This window comes from Leptospira meyeri (assembly GCF_004368965.1).
Classification (GTDB): domain Bacteria; phylum Spirochaetota; class Leptospiria; order Leptospirales; family Leptospiraceae; genus Leptospira_A; species Leptospira_A meyeri.
On the sequence record NZ_SORO01000001.1, the window covers coordinates 806,588 to 828,398 of the forward strand.

22 protein-coding genes and 1 tRNA gene are annotated in these 21,811 nt (G+C 39.4%); 13 read left to right on the forward strand and 10 right to left on the reverse strand.

The genetic code is table 11. From position 1 onward, the window contains the following. Window positions 1–236: 236 nt before the first annotated feature. The 3 genes from CLV96_RS03845 to CLV96_RS03855 form a co-directional block, all read right to left on the reverse strand. A complete protein-coding gene (locus CLV96_RS03845; RefSeq protein ID WP_004789085.1) occupies window positions 237–500 on the reverse strand; it encodes a hypothetical protein in 264 nt (87 codons plus the stop codon). Between the two features lie 61 nt (window positions 501–561). After that, complete coding sequence (locus tag CLV96_RS03850; RefSeq protein ID WP_040917730.1) at window positions 562–1,059, reverse strand: VOC family protein; 498 nt, start codon at window positions 1,057–1,059, stop codon at window positions 562–564. 55 nt (window positions 1,060–1,114) lie between these two features. Next, the gene (locus CLV96_RS03855) at window positions 1,115–1,336 is read right to left on the reverse strand and encodes a hypothetical protein (protein WP_040917626.1); all 222 of its coding nucleotides are present in this window, start codon (window positions 1,334–1,336) and stop codon (window positions 1,115–1,117) included. Window positions 1,337–1,553: 217 nt separating this feature from the next. Here CLV96_RS03855 and CLV96_RS03860 point away from each other — a divergent pair, with 217 nt between their 5' ends. Continuing rightward, window positions 1,554–1,982, forward strand: coding sequence for a hypothetical protein (locus CLV96_RS03860; RefSeq protein WP_004789246.1), 429 nt, complete (start codon window positions 1,554–1,556; stop codon window positions 1,980–1,982). Further along, a complete protein-coding gene (locus CLV96_RS03865; protein WP_004788804.1) occupies window positions 1,982–2,917 on the forward strand; it encodes a hypothetical protein in 936 nt (311 codons plus the stop codon). Before CLV96_RS03860 ends, CLV96_RS03865 begins: the two co-directional genes overlap by 1 nt. A 361-nt stretch (window positions 2,918–3,278) precedes the next feature. Here CLV96_RS03865 and CLV96_RS03870 read toward each other — a convergent pair. After that, window positions 3,279–3,360, reverse strand: a tRNA-Leu gene (locus tag CLV96_RS03870). Between the two features lie 118 nt (window positions 3,361–3,478). Between CLV96_RS03870 and CLV96_RS03875 the strand changes: the two genes are divergently transcribed. The 3 genes from CLV96_RS03875 (at window position 3,479) to CLV96_RS03885 (ending at window position 5,585) form a co-directional block, all read left to right on the forward strand. Beyond that, on the forward strand, window positions 3,479–3,901 hold the full coding sequence (locus CLV96_RS03875) for a cyclic nucleotide-binding domain-containing protein (protein WP_004789150.1): 423 nt from the start codon (window positions 3,479–3,481) through the stop codon (window positions 3,899–3,901). Next, window positions 3,898–4,401 (forward strand): Crp/Fnr family transcriptional regulator, encoded by a 504-nt coding sequence (locus CLV96_RS03880; protein ID WP_004788963.1) that lies wholly within the window; start codon window positions 3,898–3,900, stop codon window positions 4,399–4,401. Before CLV96_RS03875 ends, CLV96_RS03880 begins: the two co-directional genes overlap by 4 nt. Window positions 4,402–4,490: 89 nt before the next feature. Next, complete coding sequence (locus CLV96_RS03885; protein ID WP_004788380.1) at window positions 4,491–5,585, forward strand: PilZ domain-containing protein; 1,095 nt, start codon at window positions 4,491–4,493, stop codon at window positions 5,583–5,585. On the opposite strand, the gene CLV96_RS03890 is transcribed toward CLV96_RS03885, so the two are convergent. Then, window positions 5,568–6,272: an IspD/TarI family cytidylyltransferase gene (locus CLV96_RS03890; RefSeq protein WP_004788460.1), complete on the reverse strand. Its 705-nt coding sequence runs from the start codon at window positions 6,270–6,272 to the stop codon at window positions 5,568–5,570. The two genes, CLV96_RS03885 and CLV96_RS03890, sit on opposite strands and share 18 nt — an antisense overlap. Then, window positions 6,269–7,537 carry a diaminopimelate decarboxylase gene (locus CLV96_RS03895; protein WP_004788642.1) on the reverse strand — a complete coding sequence of 423 codons (1,269 nt, stop codon included), beginning with the start codon at window positions 7,535–7,537 and terminating at the stop codon, window positions 6,269–6,271. Before CLV96_RS03895 ends, CLV96_RS03890 begins: the two co-directional genes overlap by 4 nt. A 57-nt stretch (window positions 7,538–7,594) precedes the next feature. Here CLV96_RS03895 and CLV96_RS03900 point away from each other — a divergent pair, with 57 nt between their 5' ends. From CLV96_RS03900 to CLV96_RS03920, 5 genes are read left to right on the forward strand one after another with little or no spacing between them, the layout of a single operon-like run. Continuing rightward, window positions 7,595–8,665 carry a zinc dependent phospholipase C family protein gene (locus tag CLV96_RS03900; protein ID WP_004788531.1) on the forward strand — a complete coding sequence of 357 codons (1,071 nt, stop codon included), beginning with the start codon at window positions 7,595–7,597 and terminating at the stop codon, window positions 8,663–8,665. Window positions 8,666–8,691: 26 nt separating this feature from the next. Beyond that, on the forward strand, window positions 8,692–11,244 hold the full coding sequence (locus CLV96_RS03905; RefSeq protein WP_004789031.1) for a penicillin-binding protein 1A: 2,553 nt from the start codon (window positions 8,692–8,694) through the stop codon (window positions 11,242–11,244). Window positions 11,245–11,303: 59 nt separating this feature from the next. Next, entirely contained in the window at window positions 11,304–11,708 is a 405-nt protein-coding gene (locus tag CLV96_RS03910; protein WP_002974102.1) for a bactofilin family protein, read from the forward strand. A gap of 17 nt (window positions 11,709–11,725) precedes the next feature. After that, window positions 11,726–12,850, forward strand: a complete 1,125-nt coding sequence (locus CLV96_RS03915) for a M23 family metallopeptidase (RefSeq protein ID WP_040917623.1) — start codon at window positions 11,726–11,728, stop codon at window positions 12,848–12,850. A gap of 15 nt (window positions 12,851–12,865) precedes the next feature. Beyond that, window positions 12,866–13,975: an alpha/beta hydrolase gene (locus tag CLV96_RS03920; protein ID WP_004789106.1), complete on the forward strand. Its 1,110-nt coding sequence runs from the start codon at window positions 12,866–12,868 to the stop codon at window positions 13,973–13,975. Window position 13,976: 1 nt separating this feature from the next. On the opposite strand, the gene CLV96_RS03925 is transcribed toward CLV96_RS03920, so the two are convergent. Then, complete coding sequence (locus tag CLV96_RS03925) at window positions 13,977–15,725, reverse strand: transglutaminase-like domain-containing protein (RefSeq protein ID WP_004788358.1); 1,749 nt, start codon at window positions 15,723–15,725, stop codon at window positions 13,977–13,979. Between the two features lie 49 nt (window positions 15,726–15,774). On the opposite strand from CLV96_RS03925, the gene CLV96_RS03930 reads away from it, so the two are divergent. Then, window positions 15,775–16,548 carry a helix-turn-helix transcriptional regulator gene (locus CLV96_RS03930; protein ID WP_004788457.1) on the forward strand — a complete coding sequence of 258 codons (774 nt, stop codon included), beginning with the start codon at window positions 15,775–15,777 and terminating at the stop codon, window positions 16,546–16,548. A gap of 155 nt (window positions 16,549–16,703) precedes the next feature. On the opposite strand, the gene CLV96_RS03935 is transcribed toward CLV96_RS03930, so the two are convergent. The 3 genes from CLV96_RS03935 to CLV96_RS03945 all read right to left on the reverse strand — a co-directional run bounded on the left by CLV96_RS03935 (window position 16,704) and on the right by CLV96_RS03945 (window position 20,118). Next, window positions 16,704–17,243, reverse strand: a complete 540-nt coding sequence (locus CLV96_RS03935) for an Mpo1 family 2-hydroxy fatty acid dioxygenase (protein ID WP_004788984.1) — start codon at window positions 17,241–17,243, stop codon at window positions 16,704–16,706. Window positions 17,244–17,324: 81 nt separating this feature from the next. After that, complete coding sequence (locus CLV96_RS03940) at window positions 17,325–19,049, reverse strand: 4-alpha-glucanotransferase (RefSeq protein ID WP_004789114.1); 1,725 nt, start codon at window positions 19,047–19,049, stop codon at window positions 17,325–17,327. 4 nt (window positions 19,050–19,053) lie between these two features. Beyond that, complete coding sequence (locus CLV96_RS03945; RefSeq protein ID WP_004788672.1) at window positions 19,054–20,118, reverse strand: class I fructose-bisphosphate aldolase; 1,065 nt, start codon at window positions 20,116–20,118, stop codon at window positions 19,054–19,056. Between the two features lie 128 nt (window positions 20,119–20,246). Between CLV96_RS03945 and CLV96_RS03950 the strand changes: the two genes are divergently transcribed. After that, window positions 20,247–21,110 (forward strand): sensor histidine kinase, encoded by an 864-nt coding sequence (locus CLV96_RS03950; RefSeq protein ID WP_004788480.1) that lies wholly within the window; start codon window positions 20,247–20,249, stop codon window positions 21,108–21,110. Next, window positions 21,107–21,790 (forward strand): response regulator transcription factor, encoded by a 684-nt coding sequence (locus CLV96_RS03955; protein WP_004788374.1) that lies wholly within the window; start codon window positions 21,107–21,109, stop codon window positions 21,788–21,790. Before CLV96_RS03950 ends, CLV96_RS03955 begins: the two co-directional genes overlap by 4 nt. Window positions 21,791–21,811 lie beyond the last annotated feature (21 nt).

Consider the following 21,811-nt stretch of genomic DNA (forward strand, 5'->3'; position numbering starts at 1 on the left):
ATCCTGATTAAACCAGACAAGCGATCGCGCTTTACGCTTCCAATCTTTTGCTAATGCAAAAGGATTTCCTTACACGGTTGTATCCCTTTTAAACTTTTCCCAGAAATTAATCTCTTAATTAATTAACGCTTAAATTAAGTTGGATTCGTTACACTCGTCCACCAAGTCAAACCTTCGGTTTGCTTGTATCCTCGCTCCTATGGTCGCTGTGGATTAATCGCTGGCAGAGAAAAACTTCACTCGAATGAAATATTAATTCTTTCCTTACATTTTTTTCTCTGTGCATCCAAGGCCATACATGAAATTAAAAATAAATTCTGCCTTTGTAAGGAATCGAAGCATAGGTTTGTATTTCCACAACTTTCATCTACAGCTCTCATATAGAGAATTGGATTGCGACATTGTAATGAAATTGGATTTTCATCTAAACATTCCTCTTTCCCAGATTGGCAATGAAGGATCGTAAAGAAAATACAGACAATCAGTAGGCTATTTTTCATCCTACAATTCCTAAAATAAACATTAACGAACTCTCAAACCATTCACCTAACAAAAACAAATTTACTTCTGAGAATGTAATCCCAACTTATTTCCTTCACTATCCAAAAAGAAAGCATAATAACCCATTTCAGGACTAATCAACGTTTTATTCAGAAGGATTTTTCCACCATTTTTTTCAACCTTATCCAAAGCGGGCTGCAAATTCTCTCCAGGATTGAAATATATCAAAACACCATTTTTTGCAGGAGAGTATTCCTTTCCTTTGACGAGAACTACACTTACCGTTCCCTCCGGAGCCGGTAGAACACCCAGTTCTGTATCTCCCATAGTCATCATCTCAATCGTTACCCCAAGAATGGATTGATAAAATTGAATTGCTCGAGCCATATTTACGACGGGAATTTCTACTATAGAAATCATATTCTTTTTACCTTCAGCACTTTGTTTTGTATTTTTTTGATTCACTTCACCAGAGACATCAGAACTACTTTCGTTTTTACAATAAACAATCCCAAAACACAAAAAAACAACCAATGCCTGGTTTACCAATATCTTCATGGTTTCCTCACAAAACAGAATTTCAACATTTCGCAAAAGAAAAGATAGCATACAATCACATCATTCCGCAAGACATCACAATCCCATCCCACTGTGGATCACAAAACCTTGCGTTATGATCATTGATGATCAAACAAGTTTGGTATAGTTTCCAGGATTCAGAACAGGCTTTAGAACCTGAACCGGTTTCCTCTTGCGATTTACATCCAACTGAAGCCAAAACTGCAATAAGTGACAACATCAACTTGATTGCAAAAACCTGATTAAGTTCTTTCATTTCCAATTCGTTCAATCCATCAAAATCTTAATTTTATTCTTATATAAACAAATACTGATAAAGAGTCAACCATTCCAAGAATACCCAAAACACAACCTTTCCAATACCACTTACACCATTTTCGTTAGGCGATTGTAAACAAAACTTCATTTTCAAATAAAAATTAATCGTAGACCAAAGTTAAAAAACTTAAATAAGTAGCAAAAAGAAGAATAAAATGATCGTTCCAATTCGCATCACTTTAGTATGGTTAGTTTGTCTTTTTGCATGCAGACTGCCGATAGACAACCCAAACACAAGCCTTACTATCTCAAAAAAAGAAACAGAGGACAAAATTGCCGCATACACAACAATCAAAACTTTAAGTTGCCAATTTGAAGGATTCCAAGCATATTTTTTTTCAGAACTTGGAAATGACGAAGACCCAAGTCCCGACCAAAACAACAAAAGTATTTATTACGAAAAAAGAGCTGTTAGTGCTTGTTTGCGAAGTATTTTAACAATCCCCTGTCCAAAATATCCCCAAAACACAACACAGGCGGTATCAGAAATGATCGTGCATATTGCCGCCAACCGGAAGTTAAACTGTACGTTTAAAGTAGCTCTATTTTTTGAATTTGAAAAACCGTTTTATGGAAACTTTTAATGTTTAAATACAAAATCCAAAATATTTTTTTCTATTTATCTTGTTTTCTATGGATCGCCAACGATTCGATTTTCAAAATTTTATTTCCCGGCTGGGTGACAGGAAAAATTTCAGACTTGATCGGACTAATTTTTACGCCTATCATATTCACAGGAATTCTTTCTCTATTTACAAAAAAAATAAATTCAGCCAAACTCTTTTGGTTTTCTGTCCTTCTTACCAATCTTATTTTTATTTCGATCAATCTATCTCAAATTGCAAACAATTACTTTTATGCGTTGATTAGCTCAAATGAATCATTTAATCTAGCTGATAAGTCAGATTTGTTTTTATTACCCATCGTATTTCTTAGTATTTATTTTTTCAATAGGACTCACATTTTTTTTCAAACCTCAATTCAAAAACGAATAACTATTTTAATTTTACCATGCCTAGCCTTACTCAATACATCCTATCCACAAGGCAGATCCAACATCAAAGATATCATTCTATTATTAGGTTCCGCTCATTCAAAAATCATTCAGCTCGAACCAATGGATATCGATATAGCTGAAAATGAATTTACTTTTAAATTTAGATTTATCGGAAAAGATAATGAAAACACTCCCGTTTCCGTAGAAATTTCGAATGATCTTTCTGTTTGCCCAAGTCCAGCAATACCACCAAAAGAAAATGGAAACGGAACAATCTTCTACTCAGATGACAAACAAGGTAAATTCCAAAACTATAAAATCGATATTTCTAAAAGTCGTTTTTTTGATACCATAGAAAAATCTTCCGATTGTACCGGAACCGAATGTACAATCAACTTACAGACATTAAGTCCGGGATTGTATTTCTGGAACGTTCGAACAAGATACTTATATCTCTCCGATTGCCAATTGTATTTAGAAAACTTTTTGGTTCACCAAGAAGTCCACTCTTTTCGTAGATAGGGATGTAGTTTTAAAATCCAAAATATTACCAATTTGCCAACTAAACCTTACCGCCTCGCAAAAGTTTGGCGAATATAAAAAAAGAGATTAGGCGACCGCGCTTTACGCTCCAATCTTTTGCTAATGCAAAAGGATTTCCGCTGCAATCGCTGGCGGGGAGACTATCCCTCTTTCGCATCAAACATTTCCTGTGTTTGCTTCGCTCCGAGGCACGGCTCCTTCGTCGCATGCCATCCAGGCATGCTTGTCTGGAATGATTGCTCCCTATGGGTCGCAAACCTTCCAGCTCAGGGAACTGTTCAAGTCCCTCCGGGTTGGATGATACGTTTGAAAGTTGGAAATGAGTAAGGAATCTTTGTTTTGCGGGCGGAGGGACTTGAACCCCCACGCCTCACGGCGCCAGAACCTAAATCTGGTGCGTCTGCCAATTTCGCCACGCCCGCATTGTGGTTGTATAAGCAGGTTTTTGTACTAAGGAAATCTGTCTAGTGAGATTTTGCGATTCACTTGCCTTTGTTTCGAATTTTTATTCTCATGTCAGATACCAATAGGATAACTCCCATGAACATTCTGGAATTTATGCAAAATATCTCTACGCAAGTCTATTTACGAGGGGATGTGATCTTTCGCGAAGGAGATCCCCATGATGGTAGTATGTATTGTGTCATGAGTGGGATGTTTGCCGTCACCAAACGACTGCCAGATGGAAGCCAAGAGATTATTAAAGGGCTTGGGCCTGGAGAATTTTTTGGAGAACTCTCCCTTCTCACAAGAAGGCCGAGGGCCATGACCATAAGTGTGGTCTCGACCAACGCAAGGGTTGGAATTTTACGCGATGACCAATTTGAAAAATTAGCTCGCATCAATACTCATTTTTTATTCCAGCTCACGAAAAGTACGGTAGAGAAACTCCATAGAGCCGAAGCAAGGCTCACGGAACTCGACAAATTATTAGAAGAAATCAAAAAGGATGACGAAAAATGAACGTGGACCACTTACGAAAGTACATCACGGAAGTACGAATCGATCACTTCTCCGAAGGAACCAAGGTTTTTTCTGAAGGGGAGGACTGTAATGGGAAGATGTTTTTTGTTTTTGCCGGCAAACTCCAAGTTTTCAAACGAAAAGCAAGTGGAGAAGACCAATATATTCGCGATATCAATCCTGGTGAGTTCTTCGGGGAAATGGCATTGGTATTTCCATCTCCCAGGGCAGCCACTGTGATTGCTTCCGCAGAAGACACCAAGGTCGGAACTATCACAAAAGATATTTTTTTTGCCATGGGAAAAGAAAGCCCTGGATTTCTTTCTGTCATTTTGCATAGCATCATTGGTCGCCTAACATCAGTAGAAGATTTGATTTCAGAAAGACAACAAGAATTGCATATTCTGATTAACGGAATGCCTTCCCTACAGATGGAAAAGTCTACCACAGAATCTGTCATTACCAATCAGGACAAAACACAAGATCAGGACAATCCGTAAGAAAAAGAACTAGGGGAGACACGAAGCCTCCCATTCTTTCTTTTTAAAAATAAGTTGACTAAATCCCTAAAATCGAATTTGATTTTCGGGTGACTTTGCGGTTCTTCAACTACCCCATCCCAGTTCTTTTGGTGACTCTCGGCTTTTTTGCAGTCCCATTCCTAAATTTCTTCGCCATTGCAACCTTATACGATTTGGATCTAGAACATTTCAGTATGATCCTTTCGAGAATCCAACCTTGGCAGTATGTGTTGTCCGCCTTCAGTGCCATCATTGCTTATGGACTCATTGCAAAAAAGAAATTTGGTTACTATTTATTCCTATGTTTTAGTTTCCTCATCTTAACTTATAATGTTTGGATGGTTCTTTCTGTCACACTTGGCAAAAAGATTTTCTTAGCAGGAATACGTATCCACACATCTGATGTAATTTGGAACATGGTGATCACAACGGTTTTACTCGGAATCGTATTTTATTTTTTACGCCGAGAAATCGCTGCACCCTACTTAAGTGGAAAACGCAGAGGGTGGAGAATCAAATACAGAGAAACACATCCCATTCCTTTCCATTGGACCAATTCGGATGGGGAACGAGAAGGTGACGGACAAACTATCAATATTTCTCGGAACGGAATTCTCATTCCCATACCCCAACATCATTTTTTGAAAGTAGGAGATCCGATCAACCTGCTCTTAAAATTAGAAAAAGAAAATAGAGAACCCGTTTCGATTTCTGTCCAAGCAAAAATTGTTCGCATTGACCAAGAGAGTGATGGTTCTGAGATTGCGGGTGTTCAGCTTTACTTTCCAATCAACCAAAAAGAAGAAAAACAAATTTACGAAGCCTTTCTTGCCAGGGTTTTTGCTCCGAGATATCCTGTATCCAATCCTGTTAATTTTTCAAGCAAAGACAATCGTATCTGCCAAGGTACCCTTTTGAATGTTTCTTTGGAAGGGCTGTATATAGGCACCAGTTCGGTTTTAGAACAAGATCAAATTTGTAACGTCAAAATCCAAACAAGATCAGGGGAAATTTCTGTGGGTGGTGTGGTTCGTTGGTCCAACCCACAAGGCAAATATGGAAAACCAAGTGGATTTGGTATTCAAATAGATACGATCGAAAATAAAAACCTATTTCGCATTTGGATTTGGAAACAACGTTTTAAATTATTCCACAGTCGGTAAATCTTCCCAAAACAAAGAATCGGCAAGTTCTGTATCTCCAGGACTTGTCACTTTGATATTATGAAAGTCAGTTTCTACTATCCCTACCCTACGGTTCCCCATCCAGGTGCAAAGATCTGTAGGATGATTTTTGATATCGGAATCTAATCCTTCCGCCAATAGCTCTTGGATCATAAACCCTGCAACGGACTGGGGAGTTTTTACGGAATACACTTCTTCCCTTTTGAGAGGTTCATCCGTATAGTTCCGATGAATTCGAACACGAACCAAACTTTCCGTTGACTTGGCGACTATGCTCGCTCCACCAAAAATCTTTGTTTGTTCCACCAATTGATACAATTCATTTTGTTTGAAGTTGGGTCTTGCCACATCATGGATGAAAAAAATATCTTTTGTATCATAGGAAATAGATTGGATTCCACATAACGTAGACAGATGGCGACTTGCCCCACCTGGGACAATCCGGTCATTCCTTTCCAATAAATCATCCAACTCTTTTTCCGTTTCCAAAATCCAATCGGGATGAGAAACAACAGTGATGGCTTTAATAAGTCCAAACTTTCTGAATCGTTTGACCGAATGTCGAAGTAGTGACTCACCCCTGATTTTTAGAAACTGTTTGGGAACTTCCGTTCCCATCCTTGTCCCTGTCCCACCCGCAAGTAGGACAACATACAAATTGTTCATTCAACCACACGGATTTCGTTTCGAAAGATTTCCATTACTGGTTCTTTTTTTCGAATCAGCTTTCCTTCCCCATTCGTACGAAGTAGTACTTCTGCTGTTTCAGGAAAACTATTATAGTTCTTTGTGGACATTCCGGCACAATACGCCCCTACTGCCTCCATCACAACGTAGTCACCAATCTCGGCTTCTCCCATAAGCCTTGTGATGGGTTCTCCCCCTTCTTTTTGGGTAAACACATCACCAGATTCACAACAATGACCAACTACCACATATTCTTCGTTCGATTTAGGAACTCCGCCGTCTTTTTTAACGGTGATAAGAGGGTGCCTTGCACCGTATAACGAAGGTCTGGTGTTAGAATCCATTCCAGCATCTAATTTCATAAAACGAAAACCCTTAGAACCAGTATCCACTAGATCGTCGACGGTTGTGAGAAGTGCCCCACAAAGAGCGACAAGGTAAGTTCCTGGTTCAATTTCTAAAATGAGTTTTCTACCATGTTTTGTGGCAAATTCTTCAAATTGAGGTTTTACTGGGGCACCAATCTTTTGTAAGTCGGTGGACTTTTCATCTTCCATCCTCCCCACTTTGTACCCACCACCAAGACTCACGATAGTGACAGTTGGGAAAGCCTCAGCATATTCCAAAGTATATTTGGCCACCGCTTTCCAAACCTCCGGATCACTGCCTGAACCGATATGAGTATGGACTTTTTCCACTATGATTTTGTATTTTTCTACGATGGCTTTGACTTCTGGGAGTTTTTCATGCCAGATTCCAAATGAGGATGTGACTCCTCCTACATCGGTTTTTTTGGTATGTCCGGACCCAAGTCCCGGATTGAATCGAATGGAAACTGCCTTTCCAGGAAAGGTCTTTCCAAAGGCCTCCAGTTGGCGGAGGGAACAAGCATTGAACTTCACACCTTTTCCGATCAGTTCTTCAAAGGCTTTCGGAAACTCTTGGGAAGTGAGCATGATGGATTCTGGTTTGAATCCAAAGTGGAGGGCACGAACCACTTCATGTTCAGAGGATGCATCAATGAGGATGCCTTTCTTTTTCATGATCTGAAGGATATTGGAATTGGGATTTGCCTTCATGGCATAACGGACTTGTAAGCCGAAAGCATTCGGGAATGCCAAAGCCTCGTCACATTTTTGTTCAATTTCTTTCTCGGAATAGACAAAGAGTGGCGTGCCGAATTCATTTGCTAAAGACCGTACTTGGTCTTCTTTCAAAAACTTTAGTTTTTCGATTGATGTCATAGGATTTAAGATAAACCTTTCAATAGGTTCCATTCCATAAAGTCAAAAAAGTAGAAAATGGCAGGAAAGATTACACATATTGAAGCACTTTCCCAAGTGAAAAAACATTTGGAACATGGAAACGCAACCCAACGTCGAATGGCAGCATTACTTTCACGTCCCGATGTTGCCTCTTATGCCAACCTCGGTGCCGTGGCGCCTGATATCTTTTACTTCTATCACGTGTTACAACCAAAAAGAACAAAGAAGGCAGCTTTCTTCGGAGACCTTGCCCACCACCATCGTGTTGCGGAACTAGTTTTAAGTTTTTTAGACCAAGTCCATGACACAGAAATGGGCCTCTACAGGGATCGTTTTCTTGCATTTACTTTAGGGTATATTTGTCACTGCGTGGTAGACATTCAAACCCATCCGTATATTTTTTACATCTCAGGGGATTACTATAACAACGATAAGAAGATTTCTTATCAAGCGCAAGTCAACCACATGAAAGTAGAGTTTGGACTCGATACCCTTCTCATCAACCATCGTTGGGGGATGAGTGCCAGGGAATACGACTTCCCCCAATACATTGATATCCGCCACCGAACAGTAGGAATTAAAAACAAAATGGATCCCGTGCTTTGGAATTTTTGGTTACAATCCATCAAAGAAACCTTTCCTTTGGAGTTTGCTTCCTCCTATTTAGGTTCCGAAAAAAAAATCATTCCTGGCGATATCCTAAATGAATCCTATTTAGGATTTTACCGATTTACCTCAACCTTGGATTCGAGAAGTACATTCATGCGTGGGCTTGTCAGTGTAGTGGATACACTGACCTTTCATAAATACAATGCCAGTGTTCTCATGTTGCCCACACTGGAAAACATCAATCCCAAGATCATGAATGATGAAAAAAGGGAATGGTTTTATCCGGCAGACCCAAAACGTAAGTTCAATGACTCCTTTATTGAACTTTTGAACCAAGCAAGCCAGGCCTGCAAAGAAATTTTAACGAGAGCTTACGAATATAGTTTTTCTCCTGAAAGCAGATCGAAAATTCTGGAATCTCTCGGTGGTTATAACTTGGATACTGGTCTCCGTTACCACGGAATCGACCATATGAAGGAATTTTCTCCACTCGTTTGATTTGGATTTAAAGTTAAGGGAAATGTATGAAACAAGAACCCGTTGGGCTCTTTGAAAAATATTTTATCATTTGGTTTCGAATTGTTACAGAAAGGATTTGGACCGGAGACAAAAAATTAAGAAACACCACAATTGCTATTTTTGCCTTTGGGGCATTGAATGTTTTTTTACTCACAGGTTCAGTAAAAGACTTTTTTAAACTAAAAGAAGCCGCAGTTTACGATATCCCTTCCACCTTGTACGGATTAAATGACAAAGGGGAATACGAACCCATTGCAGAATATTATAAATTTTCAAGAATTCCTGTTCGATTAGATCAACTAAAACCTGAAGAAAATGCATTGTCTTCGGACAATAGGCACAAGGTCATCCAATGTTTTTTATCCACCGAAGATAATTCCTTTTATTCTCATAACGGAATCGATCTAAAAGGAATTGCTCGAGCTTTTGTCGTCAACCTAATGGCGGGCCGTGTCAAAGAAGGTGCCTCCACCATCACCCAACAAGTAGCAAGGCTCAAGTTTTTATCCATTGAAAGATCCATCGCAAGAAAAGCACGTGAAGCCTGGCTTGCTATTTTACTCGAACTTGTTTTTCCGAAAGATAAAATTTTGGAAGTGTATTTAAACGAAATTCCTTTGGGACACGGAACCATCGGTGTAGGGGCTGCTTCCCGGTTTTATTTTAGAAAGGAAGTTCAAGATGTGAGTTGGGGAGAGGCAGCCATCCTTGCAAGCCTTACGACAAGACCAACGCAGTTCAGTCCCATCGTCAATCCTGTTTCCAGCATGAACAAAGTTCGAGTCGTATTTCGTAAGTTAGTCGAAAATGGAAGGATGTCGGTTGCTGATGCTGAAAAAGAATATGCTGCACTCGAAGAATATTATACCAATTTAAATCGTTCACCAAATGATTCCGCATTTTCTGATAGATTAAACCGTTTTCCGTATGTTACAGAATACATCAGAAAAAACCTAATTCGTTCTATTGGTTCGGGCCGACTTTACAATGGTGGACTCAAAATTTATTCCACCATCCAAATCCGCCACCAAGAAGAAGCGGAAAAAGCACTCCTCCCTGCCCTGCAAAGACAAACCATCGAATCCAACCAAAGGGCCTTTCGTAACATTGATGCCTTTGATGATTTGTATGGAAGTGGGTATTCTCTCATTGCTGATTTGTACGACCTACCAGATTTTAAATTTCACATCTCTCGAACAGAACGTACGTTTTCTTCTGCTTATCAGGAAGATATACGTGATGAGTTTGCTACTCTGAATTTATTAGTTGGGGATGATTATCTTGGTGATTTGATAGACAAAAACTACACTTCGCAAACGACAAAAGACCATCTCCTTCCTGTCGAGGGGTCTCTCATTTCCATTCGTCCAGAAACTGGATACATCACAGCTCTTGTTGGTGGATCCGGATTTCGATCTGACAACCAACAGATTCGACCTTTCCAAGCCTTCCGCCAACCAGGTTCTGCTTTTAAGCCGATCCTTTATGCGGCGGCAATGGACTATTCAGGCAAAAATCCAGATCCAGAAAAGAATGTAACACCTGCTACTCTTTTTGCTGATTCCCCTCTCCAATATTTGATGGAAGATGGAGATGAATGGGCTCCCGAAAATTATAGTAGTGAATACTCCGGCTTTATTTTGTTACGAAAGGCTTTGGAACAATCCAAAAACTCTGTGGCCGTTCGGGTTTTAGAACAAGTGGGTCTTTCTCACCTAATGGAAAGTTTGCGAGGTTTATTACAATTGCCTGGCCGTGACATTCCTTATAACTTCAGCGTATCTCTTGGTTCCTTTGAACTCACTCCATATGAACTCACGAGAGCTTATGCGGCCCTTGCTTCCGGTGGGAAAACGGTAAATCCTATCTCCGTTTTATATGTGGAAGACAATGCAGGAAAGGTCATTAAAGACTTTCGAAACGACTATGATGAAGATGATCGAAAACAAATCATTTCCAAGGAAGCAGCCTTTCTCATCACATCCATGATGCGAGACGTAGTGGAAGAAGGAACTGGTCGTGGCGTATTATCGTATGGATTAGGCCGCAAGGCTTACGGAAAAACAGGAACCACAAATAACTTTCGAGATGCATGGTTTGTGGGTTACACTCCTGAATTAGTTACTTCGGTCTGGTTTGGGTATGATGTGGGAACCATTTCACTGGGAAGAGGGATGACTGGTGGGAAACTAGCAGCTCCTGTTTGGGGTCGGTTTATGGCAAGAGCCCTTGATCGGGAACCTGCGACCGATTTTCCTTGGCTTAGCGAAGTAAAAGTCACGAAAAAAACTGTTTGCCGGATGTCTGGGAAACTGCCGGGATCCCAATGCCATGACTTATTTGAAGAGTATTTTATCCCACAAACGGCTCCGAAGGAGGTTTGTAACGACCATGGCTCTTCTTGGAACGTAGTGGAATCAAGGCCAAACCTCCCGTCAAACCCAGCTGTACAGACAGAAAAGAAAAAAACTGAAAAAATAGAGAAACAACCTATTTCATCCAAACCACCGAAACGAAAAAAATCGGTCTTTAGCGGGGATGAGGAAATCGACTACTAAAAAGGCTTGTCAAGAAGACCGAAAATTTTGATTCTCACAGAAGGGGAAAAGGAGCAGGAATGGCAATAGGTAAGGATTCCATCAATAGCGTTATCGGACCAGGGTCGATATTTGAAGGTAAGTTTTATATCGCAGGTTCACTTAGAATCGATGGAAAATTCGAAGGTGATATCAAAACAGAAGATGCACTTGTCATCGGAGAAACCGGTAAAGTAAAAACTAATATCAGCGCAAGAGAAGTCATTGTATCTGGTACCCTCATCGGAAACATTAAAGCCGAAAACGAAGTTAAACTTGAAGGTACAGGACGTATGTTAGGTGATATTACAGCTCCTTACTTAGAACTTCAAAAAGGTGTTGTTGCAAAAGGAAATATCACAATCACTGGCGGTCAGAAAAAAGACGTTCGTAAGATTGTGGAAGAATCCTTTGGCGGTATCAAATCTTTAGACACTAAGGATTAACTAGTCCCTATTAGCACATGCTACTTCGATCTCCTGAAAAGTCTACGATCGGTAAGCATGTGTTACGCTGGGGAAACGTAAACGTCATCCAAGTTTCTCCAGGTAAGTATTTTTATAACCTCCAATCTCAATCTAGTGTCCTACATGGCACCATCGATCTGAATCGGAAACGGTACCGTATCCTCCCACTACTCGCTTCTTCCTTTATCTTAGCTTTCTTTTTATCAGTCCTTGTCGACAAACAAACTTATGAAGAAAGTTTGATGGAAAAAGAATTTCTTAGTATGTCCACTGAAGTAGAAGAAAACGATATCAAAGACAAAGAAGCAAAACTTGCCGATGCCAAATACTTACAAGAAACAGAAGATAAAAAAATGGCAATCCTCCGTTCCGCTGATTTGGATGCTTTGGCTGAAAACAAAAACAAAAAATTAAAAGTCACTCAATACAAAGTTAAAAAAAACGAAACTCTTTCTGACATTGCACGTAGGTTTAAAGTTTCCGCTGAATCCATCGCAGGAAGCTCTGGAATTAACCCAGAAGTATCCATCCTTCCTGGACAAATCCTAAACATACCAAACAAACAAGGATTAGTCTATAAGCTAAAAAAAGGCGATACTCTCGCCAAAGTAGCAGACTACTACAAAGTCAAAATTGATGATATTTATTCCGAAAACCAATTAGATGATTATGATCTATTCAAATCAGGACAAAAGGTATTCCTTCCAGGAGCAGTCATTCCAGAAACAGGACCGGTTTGGAGAATTCCAGTTGTTTCCAAAGTCATCACATCTGGTTGGGGTACACGTTCCTACCCTCAATACAAATTTCATATGGCCCTCGACTTACGAGCCAATTATGAATCTGTGTATGCAGCAAGGAAAGGGAAAGTCACTTATTCGGGTTGGATGGGTGGGTATGGGAATGCGATCATTCTTACGCATGATGATAATTACCAAACTCTTTATGCTCATAATTCGAAACTCTATGTAAAAGAAGGTGATTATGTAAGTGCGGGAAAGGTCATCTCTCGCTCCGGGTGCACTGGATATTGTTTTGGCCCCCACCTGCATTTTGAGGTCATCAAAGATGGAAAAAACGTAAACCCAACAAAAATCATCAAAGGATTTTCTTATAAATAAACCGGATTAAAAATCATGAACATACCCAAACAAAACAAAAAACATTCAACTTTCCTAATATTATCTTCTTTATTATTTTTAGTTAACCTCCTTATTTCCTGTTCCCCCAAAATCGGAGAACAAATCAACAAACGGATTGTCGATCCTTTTGATGAAACCAAAATTTTAAATGTTCATTTTGTCACCACTCGTAGAGAGATGTCGGTAAAAGACAATTGTGATACGGCAAGTTTTGGATTTATCACTGATCTCAACCCTCATTATGGAATTTGTTTGGTCAACATCCCTTCCAGACATATCATTGGAGATATTTCCTTAGACAATGCCCAAGACAAAAATCAGTTCTTTCAATTCAAAGGTCGTATCAATACCGATGACAAAGAATTTTTAAACAAAATCAAATCTTCGATTTCTGAAGAAGTTTTGGTATTTGTGCACGGTTTCAATGTCAACTTTGATGAAGCCGTACTTCGTGCAGGACAAATCAAATATGATCTAAAGTTTCCAGGCGAGGTGGTGGTTTATTCTTGGCCTGCGGGAGCCGATTCGGGAATTTTAGGTCAGGTGATGGTAAAATCAACTTATGACTTAAACTTTACAGAAGCAAAGATCAACAGGGAACCTTTTGCAAAGTTTTTAACTGACATCACTGGACTTGGAAAAAAAATCCATTTAGTCGTTCATAGTATGGGCCACCAAGTGGTTTTACCTTCCGTAGCATCGATCAGCAAACAAGGCAGAAAAAAATTTTTATCAGAGCTCATTTTGAATGCTCCTGATTTTGATAAAAATGAATTTGAATCCCTACTTTCTGACTTAACAAAATCATCCGAAAGAATTACTCTTTATTGTTCTCCAGGTGACAATGCCCTCGTTGCATCACAAAAAGTCAACGGTGCCCCGCGTGCCGGAATGTGTTTTAAGTATTCTGGAGTTGATGTAATCAATGTCAACGAAGTAGATGATCCAGTTCTTGGTGTGGGCGGTCTAGGTCATGGATATTATTCCTCAAGACCCATCCTTACCGACATCTACCAAGTGTTACTTGGTGTTTCTGTCGAACGAAGACTTTTTATCCGAAAATCAGGACCCAAAAACGGGGAAAACTTTGTCCTTAGAAAATAATTTAAGGAACGATCAAATCTTCCCCTGAATTTATGGCACGGTTCGTTTTTTGAGGTAGAGTTTTTTCTTCCGTGTCCTCCTTCTCTGTATCTAACTTTACCACAACTAATTTGAATTTTATCTTTTTTGCAAGGCCCAATTGGTCCTTTGACAATTGAACAAGCCTATCCCCTCCAGCGATTTTTGGATGATTTGTTCCAGAAAGTCCCGCAAAGACGACATGCCTCGCATGGGTGATTCCGGGTTTGGATTTAGGCGGTGCCAATGGTTCCATAGGGATCCATCCAAAACCCTCTACCCAAACTTCTACAAATTTATGATTGAATGTAATCTCTTTGGAGGATTCCGTTGGAAGATAATTCCATACTAACCGCGAAGGAATTCCCATACCACGTAACAATGCCATGGTGACGTAGGAATGTTCAGTACAACCTCCATTGTTTTTTTCAATCACCTTGGGAGCTGATTCAAAACTTCCCGACTTGTAAGGAATGGATGAAACGTATTCTTGGGTTTTGGTTAATATTTGTTTTACGTTGGTATCATCCTGGAAAAGAAGATTTCTTTTTTCAATAACAACACTAGAGTCCATCTTTAAAAACCAATCATCTAACAAAAAATTCTCCAACCCTTCCATTTTTTGATTCTTTGAAAGGGTCATTGTTGGATCCAAATTCCAATGAATTTTATAACGAGTGAGTAAAGCACTATAAACTTTTATTTCCTTGTTTTCACCTGCTTTGAGTGGAGGGATGGTAAGAACCAAAGATCTGTTCCCATATTCATCGATCTCTAGGATAGATGCTGAATCAAATTCTTCTTCGTATAATTTTTGTGAACTTATATTTTGTTTTGGAAGGAGAACTTGGTATTGAGTTTCGGGAACATCAGAGAGAGCTGTTAACGAAAACCGATATTCAATTTTATTTTGGATTGGAGAAAATCGATAAGCCCTAGTGCCATCTGCTACTTCAATAGGAGAATCCAAAGGCAAAATGGAATTCCCAAACACCATCCACTCACCATAAATCTTTGTTATTGGATCAAAGATCAGTAAGTGATTTTCTGATAATGCAACCAATTTAAAAAGAGCTCTATGGTTGACTGGGAACTTCCATTCCTTCGTATTTGTGGGATCTTTAGGGGAAAAAACTTGGACGGTATTTCCCCAATATGAAGAGATAAGGAGAATTTCTTTTTCACTTCGTTTCGTAATTCTTTGGACGGAAGAAAAAGGGAGAGGGATCTTTGATTCTATCTCGCCAGAATCCAATCCATACACTTCCAATTGGTCTGCCACCAACCGATAGATTTTGTTTTCTAAACAAACTATATCATTCCAAGACTTTCCCTTGTTTGGCCAAGGAAGATTCCTCTTCACAACAAATGTTTCCGCATCTAATTCCCAGAGCTCTTTTGTTGTTTGGATCAAAATTCTACCAGAACATTCTGTCCAACCTGTTACCCTACCACCATCCCAGCTTAATTTTTTAGATTCTCCTGAGTCTAAATTCCAAACAAAAATGGCATTTTGTTTGGTAACATCTTTTGTTTGAAATAACAACCTACCATTTGTATATAAGGTTGCTTCAAATAATTCGACTGATTCTGATTCTGGGAATGTTGAGTTTGTTTTCCAATTGTACTTCGAACGAAGTTCCGTCCAAAAAATGGGAACCTCGCCAATAGAAACTGCAAATAAAGAAGAAAGGAATGATAAGAAAACTAAAACCAAAAAAGTTTTTTTCATTCGATAATCCTTGCCTTTTTCAGAATGGTTCTTAGAATTTTTCTAGTATATGGATTCAAAAAGAAAAGGAAGTCTTTTTTATTTTGGAGAACGAATTCTCTTAGGAACAGCAGGAATCGTCACAGAACCACATTCCCATTATGCAGTATCCATTTTGGTTTCTCTTGGCTCCTCCTTTCAGTTACAAACAAAATCCCAAGAAATCATCAAATCGCAAGGGATCATCATTCCTCCAAATTATTATCATAAATTGGAGGCAGAAAATTCAGAGATGCTCATCATCCAATTAGATCCCAAGTCCGATGAATACAAAAAAATCATCATGGAAGATCATCCCAAAACAATTGATGATTTCACTAGACTCAAAATCCAATCAATCGCCGAACCATTGTTTAGTGACTCTCTCACTTGTGACTCAGCGCGGACCGTTTACAACCAAATCCTTTCTTTACTTGGCTCAAAAACTATTTCAAAAAAATACGACCAACGCATTGAGATCGCCATCCAAAGGATTAAAGAAAAAATGCCAAATCCAGTAAGTTTGGCTGAACTCTCGGAAATTTCAGGAATTTCTACCGATAGGTTTATGCATTTATTTAAAGAAAATATGGGGATTCCACTCAGACAATATCTTTTGTGGCAAAGACTTCATATTGCCGCAAAACTATTACAAGGTGGCGAAAATTTAACCACTGCATCTCATGCGGCTGGTTTTAGCGACCAGGCCCATTTATCAAGAACATTCAAAAAGATGTTTGGAGTAAAACCTTCCTTATTTTTAGGAAGCCAATCATTAAGTAAGGTATGTTTCTGCGAAGATTAGTTTCGAAGCGATTTTTAGAAGAATCAGGTGTACAGCAAGAATCCAAAAACGAAATTCTAAATTTTGTTATCCAAATAGACAAAAGGACCTGAAAAAGATTTACTGAAACAAGTTCACTTTCTTCTTTTTTAGATCCTTTCTTTTTGTTTTAAGACCTAAGCAGGTTTATGAGAAAAGTCTTTCCAAACACCTTTTTGTTTTAATTCAGCATCCACTGCATTTTTTAAATCCAATCGGTATCCAAGCTCAAAAAACACATCCGCAACAACAAAGAGAGGCGCCGATACCAAAGCTTGGAACAAATTATCAAAAAGTGCAGGCCGGCTCTTTTCAAACACAAAGTGTCCATAAAACTGAGCTCCCCAACCGATCACTTGACCAAGGCCAAAAATTGTCCATGCTGTATTTGCAGGCAGTTGCAAAGTAATCCATTCGGAAGTTACGTACAATCCTCCAAAAATCAGAGTAGCAACAAAAGCAAATAATACATCCAAAGTATAGTAGTAACCAAGCACAGCCAACGTAAACACTAGGGATGCCGACACGTGAAAACCGTTGTATTCAAAAAGAGTAAAACGGCTTAACACAACAAACAAAGTGAAGGTGATTGTGGGAACACCAAGCACATGGATCCATACGTTGCGTTTTTCCTGATGGTAAGCAGAATAAAACGCCATTTCTTTTGCAAATCTCAAAGGAGACCTCCGGTGTAAAGTCCTATGTTACCAGAATTGGACCCATCCGACTTGAACGAATCTGTCATGATTCTAAAAAAATTATGAATTTCTGCCGGAATCGAGGATAAGTTTTCGGAGGGAGAAGTTACGTTTGAAATCGGCGGCAAAATCCTCAATGAGAATGGGAAATCGGTATGTCCAGTTTGAGTGGTCGGGAGTTCCCGGGAGATTGATGCGATGTATTTCTGGATGATCCAATACACTGGGAACCCCAACTGCCAAATCCTGAAACAATTGGATGGAAAAAAGACTACTTGTCTGGAATACAAACTCAAGGAGGCCTAGAAGTGCCTCTTCCTCCGTTTTTGGTCTTGGTTTTCCTAAACGATCGAAGAAAAATTGGAGTTTGGATTCCATATCTCCTTCCTTCTTCCACCACTCCATCACCAAACTTGTGTCATGTGTTGATAAAACTGAAATGGCATTCTCTCTATACAATTCTTCCGGAATAAACTCACCCGTCGTAAAAGACCTTGTCCAACGAACCACATCGATTCCAATCATTTGCCTTTCAAATAAAGAATCTCTGATAAAGGAAGGAACAGAACCCAAATCTTCTGCACAGGGGATCATAGCAGAAAAAGATTCAAAAATTTCTAAAATCTTTTCGCCAGACTGTCTCCAATGTTTTTCCTCTTCTGCAATATGAAGTTCCGACAATGGAAATAATTTTGCTTTAACTTCCTCTTCAAGTTCCTGGTATCCAGGTTCTTTCCAAAAATCCCAATAAAAAATATAATGACCTGGAATGAATTCATGGATCAGTCCTAAATCTTCAAAATATTTTGGATCCAGTCCTTCCTTTATAAATTCTTCAGTTGCGATTCCAAATTGAGGATGAAACCAACCATGTAGGGCCGTAGTATCTGCTTCCGGAATGGCCCAAATGCGATACATTCCAATCACATGGTCAATACGATAGAGATGAAAAAAATGTTCCAAATACGACAAACGATCTTTCCACCAAGAATAGTTTGTTTTCTCCAATGCTTCCCAATTGAGAACAGGGAATCCCCAAGTTTGACCAGTTTTAGAAAAATCATCCGGAGGAGCACCGGCTTGTAAATTCATAAGAAAAAAGTCAGGGTGTTCCCAAACATCACAAGAATTTCGAGATGTCAGAATGGGCATATCACCCTTTAAATATACTCCTACATCTTCAAAATGAGTTTTTACTTCAGATAACTGATCGTAGGCGATCTTTTGTAAATAAACCCAAAAGAGAGCTTCATCTCTTTTTTGCGAGAATATATATTCTTTGGCATGGTTAGGATCTTGGAATTTTTTAGGCCATTCCCACCAGCATTTTCCTTCGAATTCCTCATACAATAATCGAAATGCTGCATATGAGTAACACCAAGGATGTTTTTCCAAAAAGTATGTTGCCTCATTCATAGCTTCTTTTTGATTTTCCGTATAATATTTACGAATGATTTCTAATTTTAAATTGCGAATGCGGATGGGATGATTCGTTAAAAACCGTATTTCACGTTTGCGGGATTTTCTATTAATACCTAGTTTGTATAATGAGATATAAAGAGGGTCAATGGCAAAAGCCGAAATGGCACTATAAGGTGAATATCCAAAACCTGTATCGTTAAGTGGTAATAATTGAATGATGCTAAAACCCACATCCTTTGCCCAATCACAAAGTGGGTATAAACTATAAATGTCCCCGCATTCAAAAGAATGTTCAGAAACAATAGAGGGCAGAGATATAAGTACCCCTGCCCTTCTTTTTTTTACATTTTCGAAAAAATCCAAGTCTTTAAGCGACTGTAATTTCTTTCGATAAGTATACGTCTTGGATAGCGTTGAGCAATGCAACCCCTTCCTTCATTGGTTTTTGGAACGCTTTTCTTCCAGAGATAAGTCCCATTCCACCAGCACGTTTGTTAATGACCGCAGTCTTGAGTGCGTCTTGTAAATCATTTTCACCAGATGCACCACCAGAGTTAATGAGCCCTGCTCTTCCCATGTAACAGTTTGCAACTTGGTAACGAGTTAAGTCAATTGGGTGGTCAGAGGTAAGATCCGTGTAGATTCGTTTATCTGTTTTACCATAAGAAGATTCTTGGTTTAACACATTGTATCCACCGTTATTCTCAGGTAACTTTTGTTTAATGATATCCGCTTGGATGGTAACACCTAAATGGTTTGCTTGTCCTGTTAAGTCAGCAGAAACATGATAGTCTTTATCTTTTTTGAAAGCATTGTTTCTAACATAACACCAAAGAATGGTTGCCATTCCAAGTTCATGTGCCATTTGGAAGATTTTAGAAATCTCAACAATTTCACGACCAGAATCAGCAGAACCAAAATAAATTGTCGCTCCAATTGCAACACAACCTTGGTCGTATGCTTGTTTTACTGTAGCAAATAGGATTTGTTCACTTTTGTTTGGATACGTAAGGAGTTCGTTGTGGTTGATCTTCAAAATGAAAGGAATTTTGTGAGCATACTTTCTTGCAACCGATCCAAGAACTCCGAGGGTAGTTGCCACACCGTTACAACCACCTTCGATAGCCAATTTGATGATGTTTTCCCCATCAAAATAAATAGGGTTTTTTGCAAAACTAGCACCAGCAGAGTGTTCAATTCCTTGGTCTACCGGAAGGATGGAAACGTAACCTGTTCCACCGAGACGGCCACTTCCAAGTAAGGTTTGGATGCTGCGAAGCACAGGTACAGACCTGTCTGTGGGAGCAAAAATTCTATCAACCCAGTCAGAGCCAGGTACGTGGATTAGTTCTTTAGCGATTTTTGGGGATTTGAATCCAAGTAAGGATTCCGCGTCGTTTCCAAGATGTTTCGAGATTTCGTCGAAGTTCAAAGTTGTTCTCCTAAAAAATAAATTCTCGGGTTCTTCCAATGTGACAACACCTTTTTTTGCTCGTCGTCCATCCGCTTGGCCCTAACTTGAATCGAGAGGCAAATTTGAGAGGATCAGCACAATTTCGAATGTTTTTTTCCCTGGCCTGGCTATCCCTCACACTTTCTTTGGGTGTGTGGTGGTGGATTTTGGGATTTCGACAAGCAAAGACTATTTCTGAAATTTCTATTAGCGACGCAAGGCAGGTCGAACTAAACCGAGTCAATCGGATGTTGCAACTAGAAGGATCCTTTTTTCTTTCTATGCTGACTCTCGGAGGAGTGACCCTGGCGATTCTTTCCTATAGAGACCACAAACGTTCCAAACTTATATCCGATTTTTTTTCTACCGTCACTCACGAAATGAAAACTCCCATCGCCAGCTTACAGTTGCAAATCGAAGTTCTTTTGGAAAATACGAAAGAACCAGAACTCAAGAGGAAATTAGAAAAGATTTGGAAAGAAAACCAACGCATTGAATCCCAAATGGGAAATGCATTTTATCTTGCAAGCCTTATGCAAGGGGAATCCTTGTATATGGAACCTTTGACCATCTCTGATTTATGTGAATCCTATTCCCATCATGAACCAGACCTAACTTGGAATGTTTTGATTCCGAAAGATACAAAAGTATATATTGATAAAAAAGCATTTTTTGCTATGTTAAAAAACTTAAGCGAAAATGCAAAACGACACGGGAAAGCAAAAACGATCAAACTCACCATCGCAAAGGATAACGAAGAAATCTCGTTTCTTTTAGAAGATGATGGAGTTGGCTTTAGCGGGAATAAAAAAAACCTAACATTACCATTCCTACGCCATTCCAAAACGAGTGGGAGCGGGATTGGTTTGTATATCGTTAAAAAATTAATCGAAAAAATGAAAGGTTCACTGGAATTTCCGAACAGTTCGTCCGGATTCCAAGTAAAACTGAACTTAAAAGAGGTTTCATGAAACCAAGAATTTTGCTCGTGGAAGATGACGAGGGTCTCGGCGAAACATTAAAAGAACGGTTAGAACAAGACCGCTACAGAGTTTGGTGGGCAAAAACGGTTTCCGAAGCAGAAACGTTATTTTCTCCGAACCAATTTGATTTAGTAGTTCTAGATTTACGACTTCCTGATGGAAATGGATTTCAATTGGCGGAAGGTTTTTTATCCAAAGAAAAAGACCTCCCCTTCTTATTTTTAACAGCCCAGGCTGGTGCCCAAGAAAGACTTCGTGGATTCGAATTAGGAGCAGCTGAATTCATCCCCAAACCTTTCCATTTAAAAGAATTCCTTATCCGCTTGGAACGAGTGGTGGCGCAAACTCGCCCGCATTTTGGCCAAAAATGGAAAATGAACCAAACGGAAATCCACTTGGATTCTTTCCTTGTGAAAAGGGAAGATGGGTCTTCTGTTTTACTTTCAAAAAGGGACTGTGCACTCCTTGCGCTCCTCCTTTCCGATGTAAGAAAGGTCTTTAGTCGTTCTGAAATTTTGGACAATATTGTGGGAGAAGAAAGTTTTCCCACAGAAAGAACCATCGACAATGCCATTGTAAGGCTTCGGGATGCTCTGGGGGAAGAATCCATTCGCAATGTGCGGGGTGTCGGTTACCAATGGGTCGCCGAGGTCTTCCCTTTAAAATAGGAGAATCCTAGGTTGGGGAAT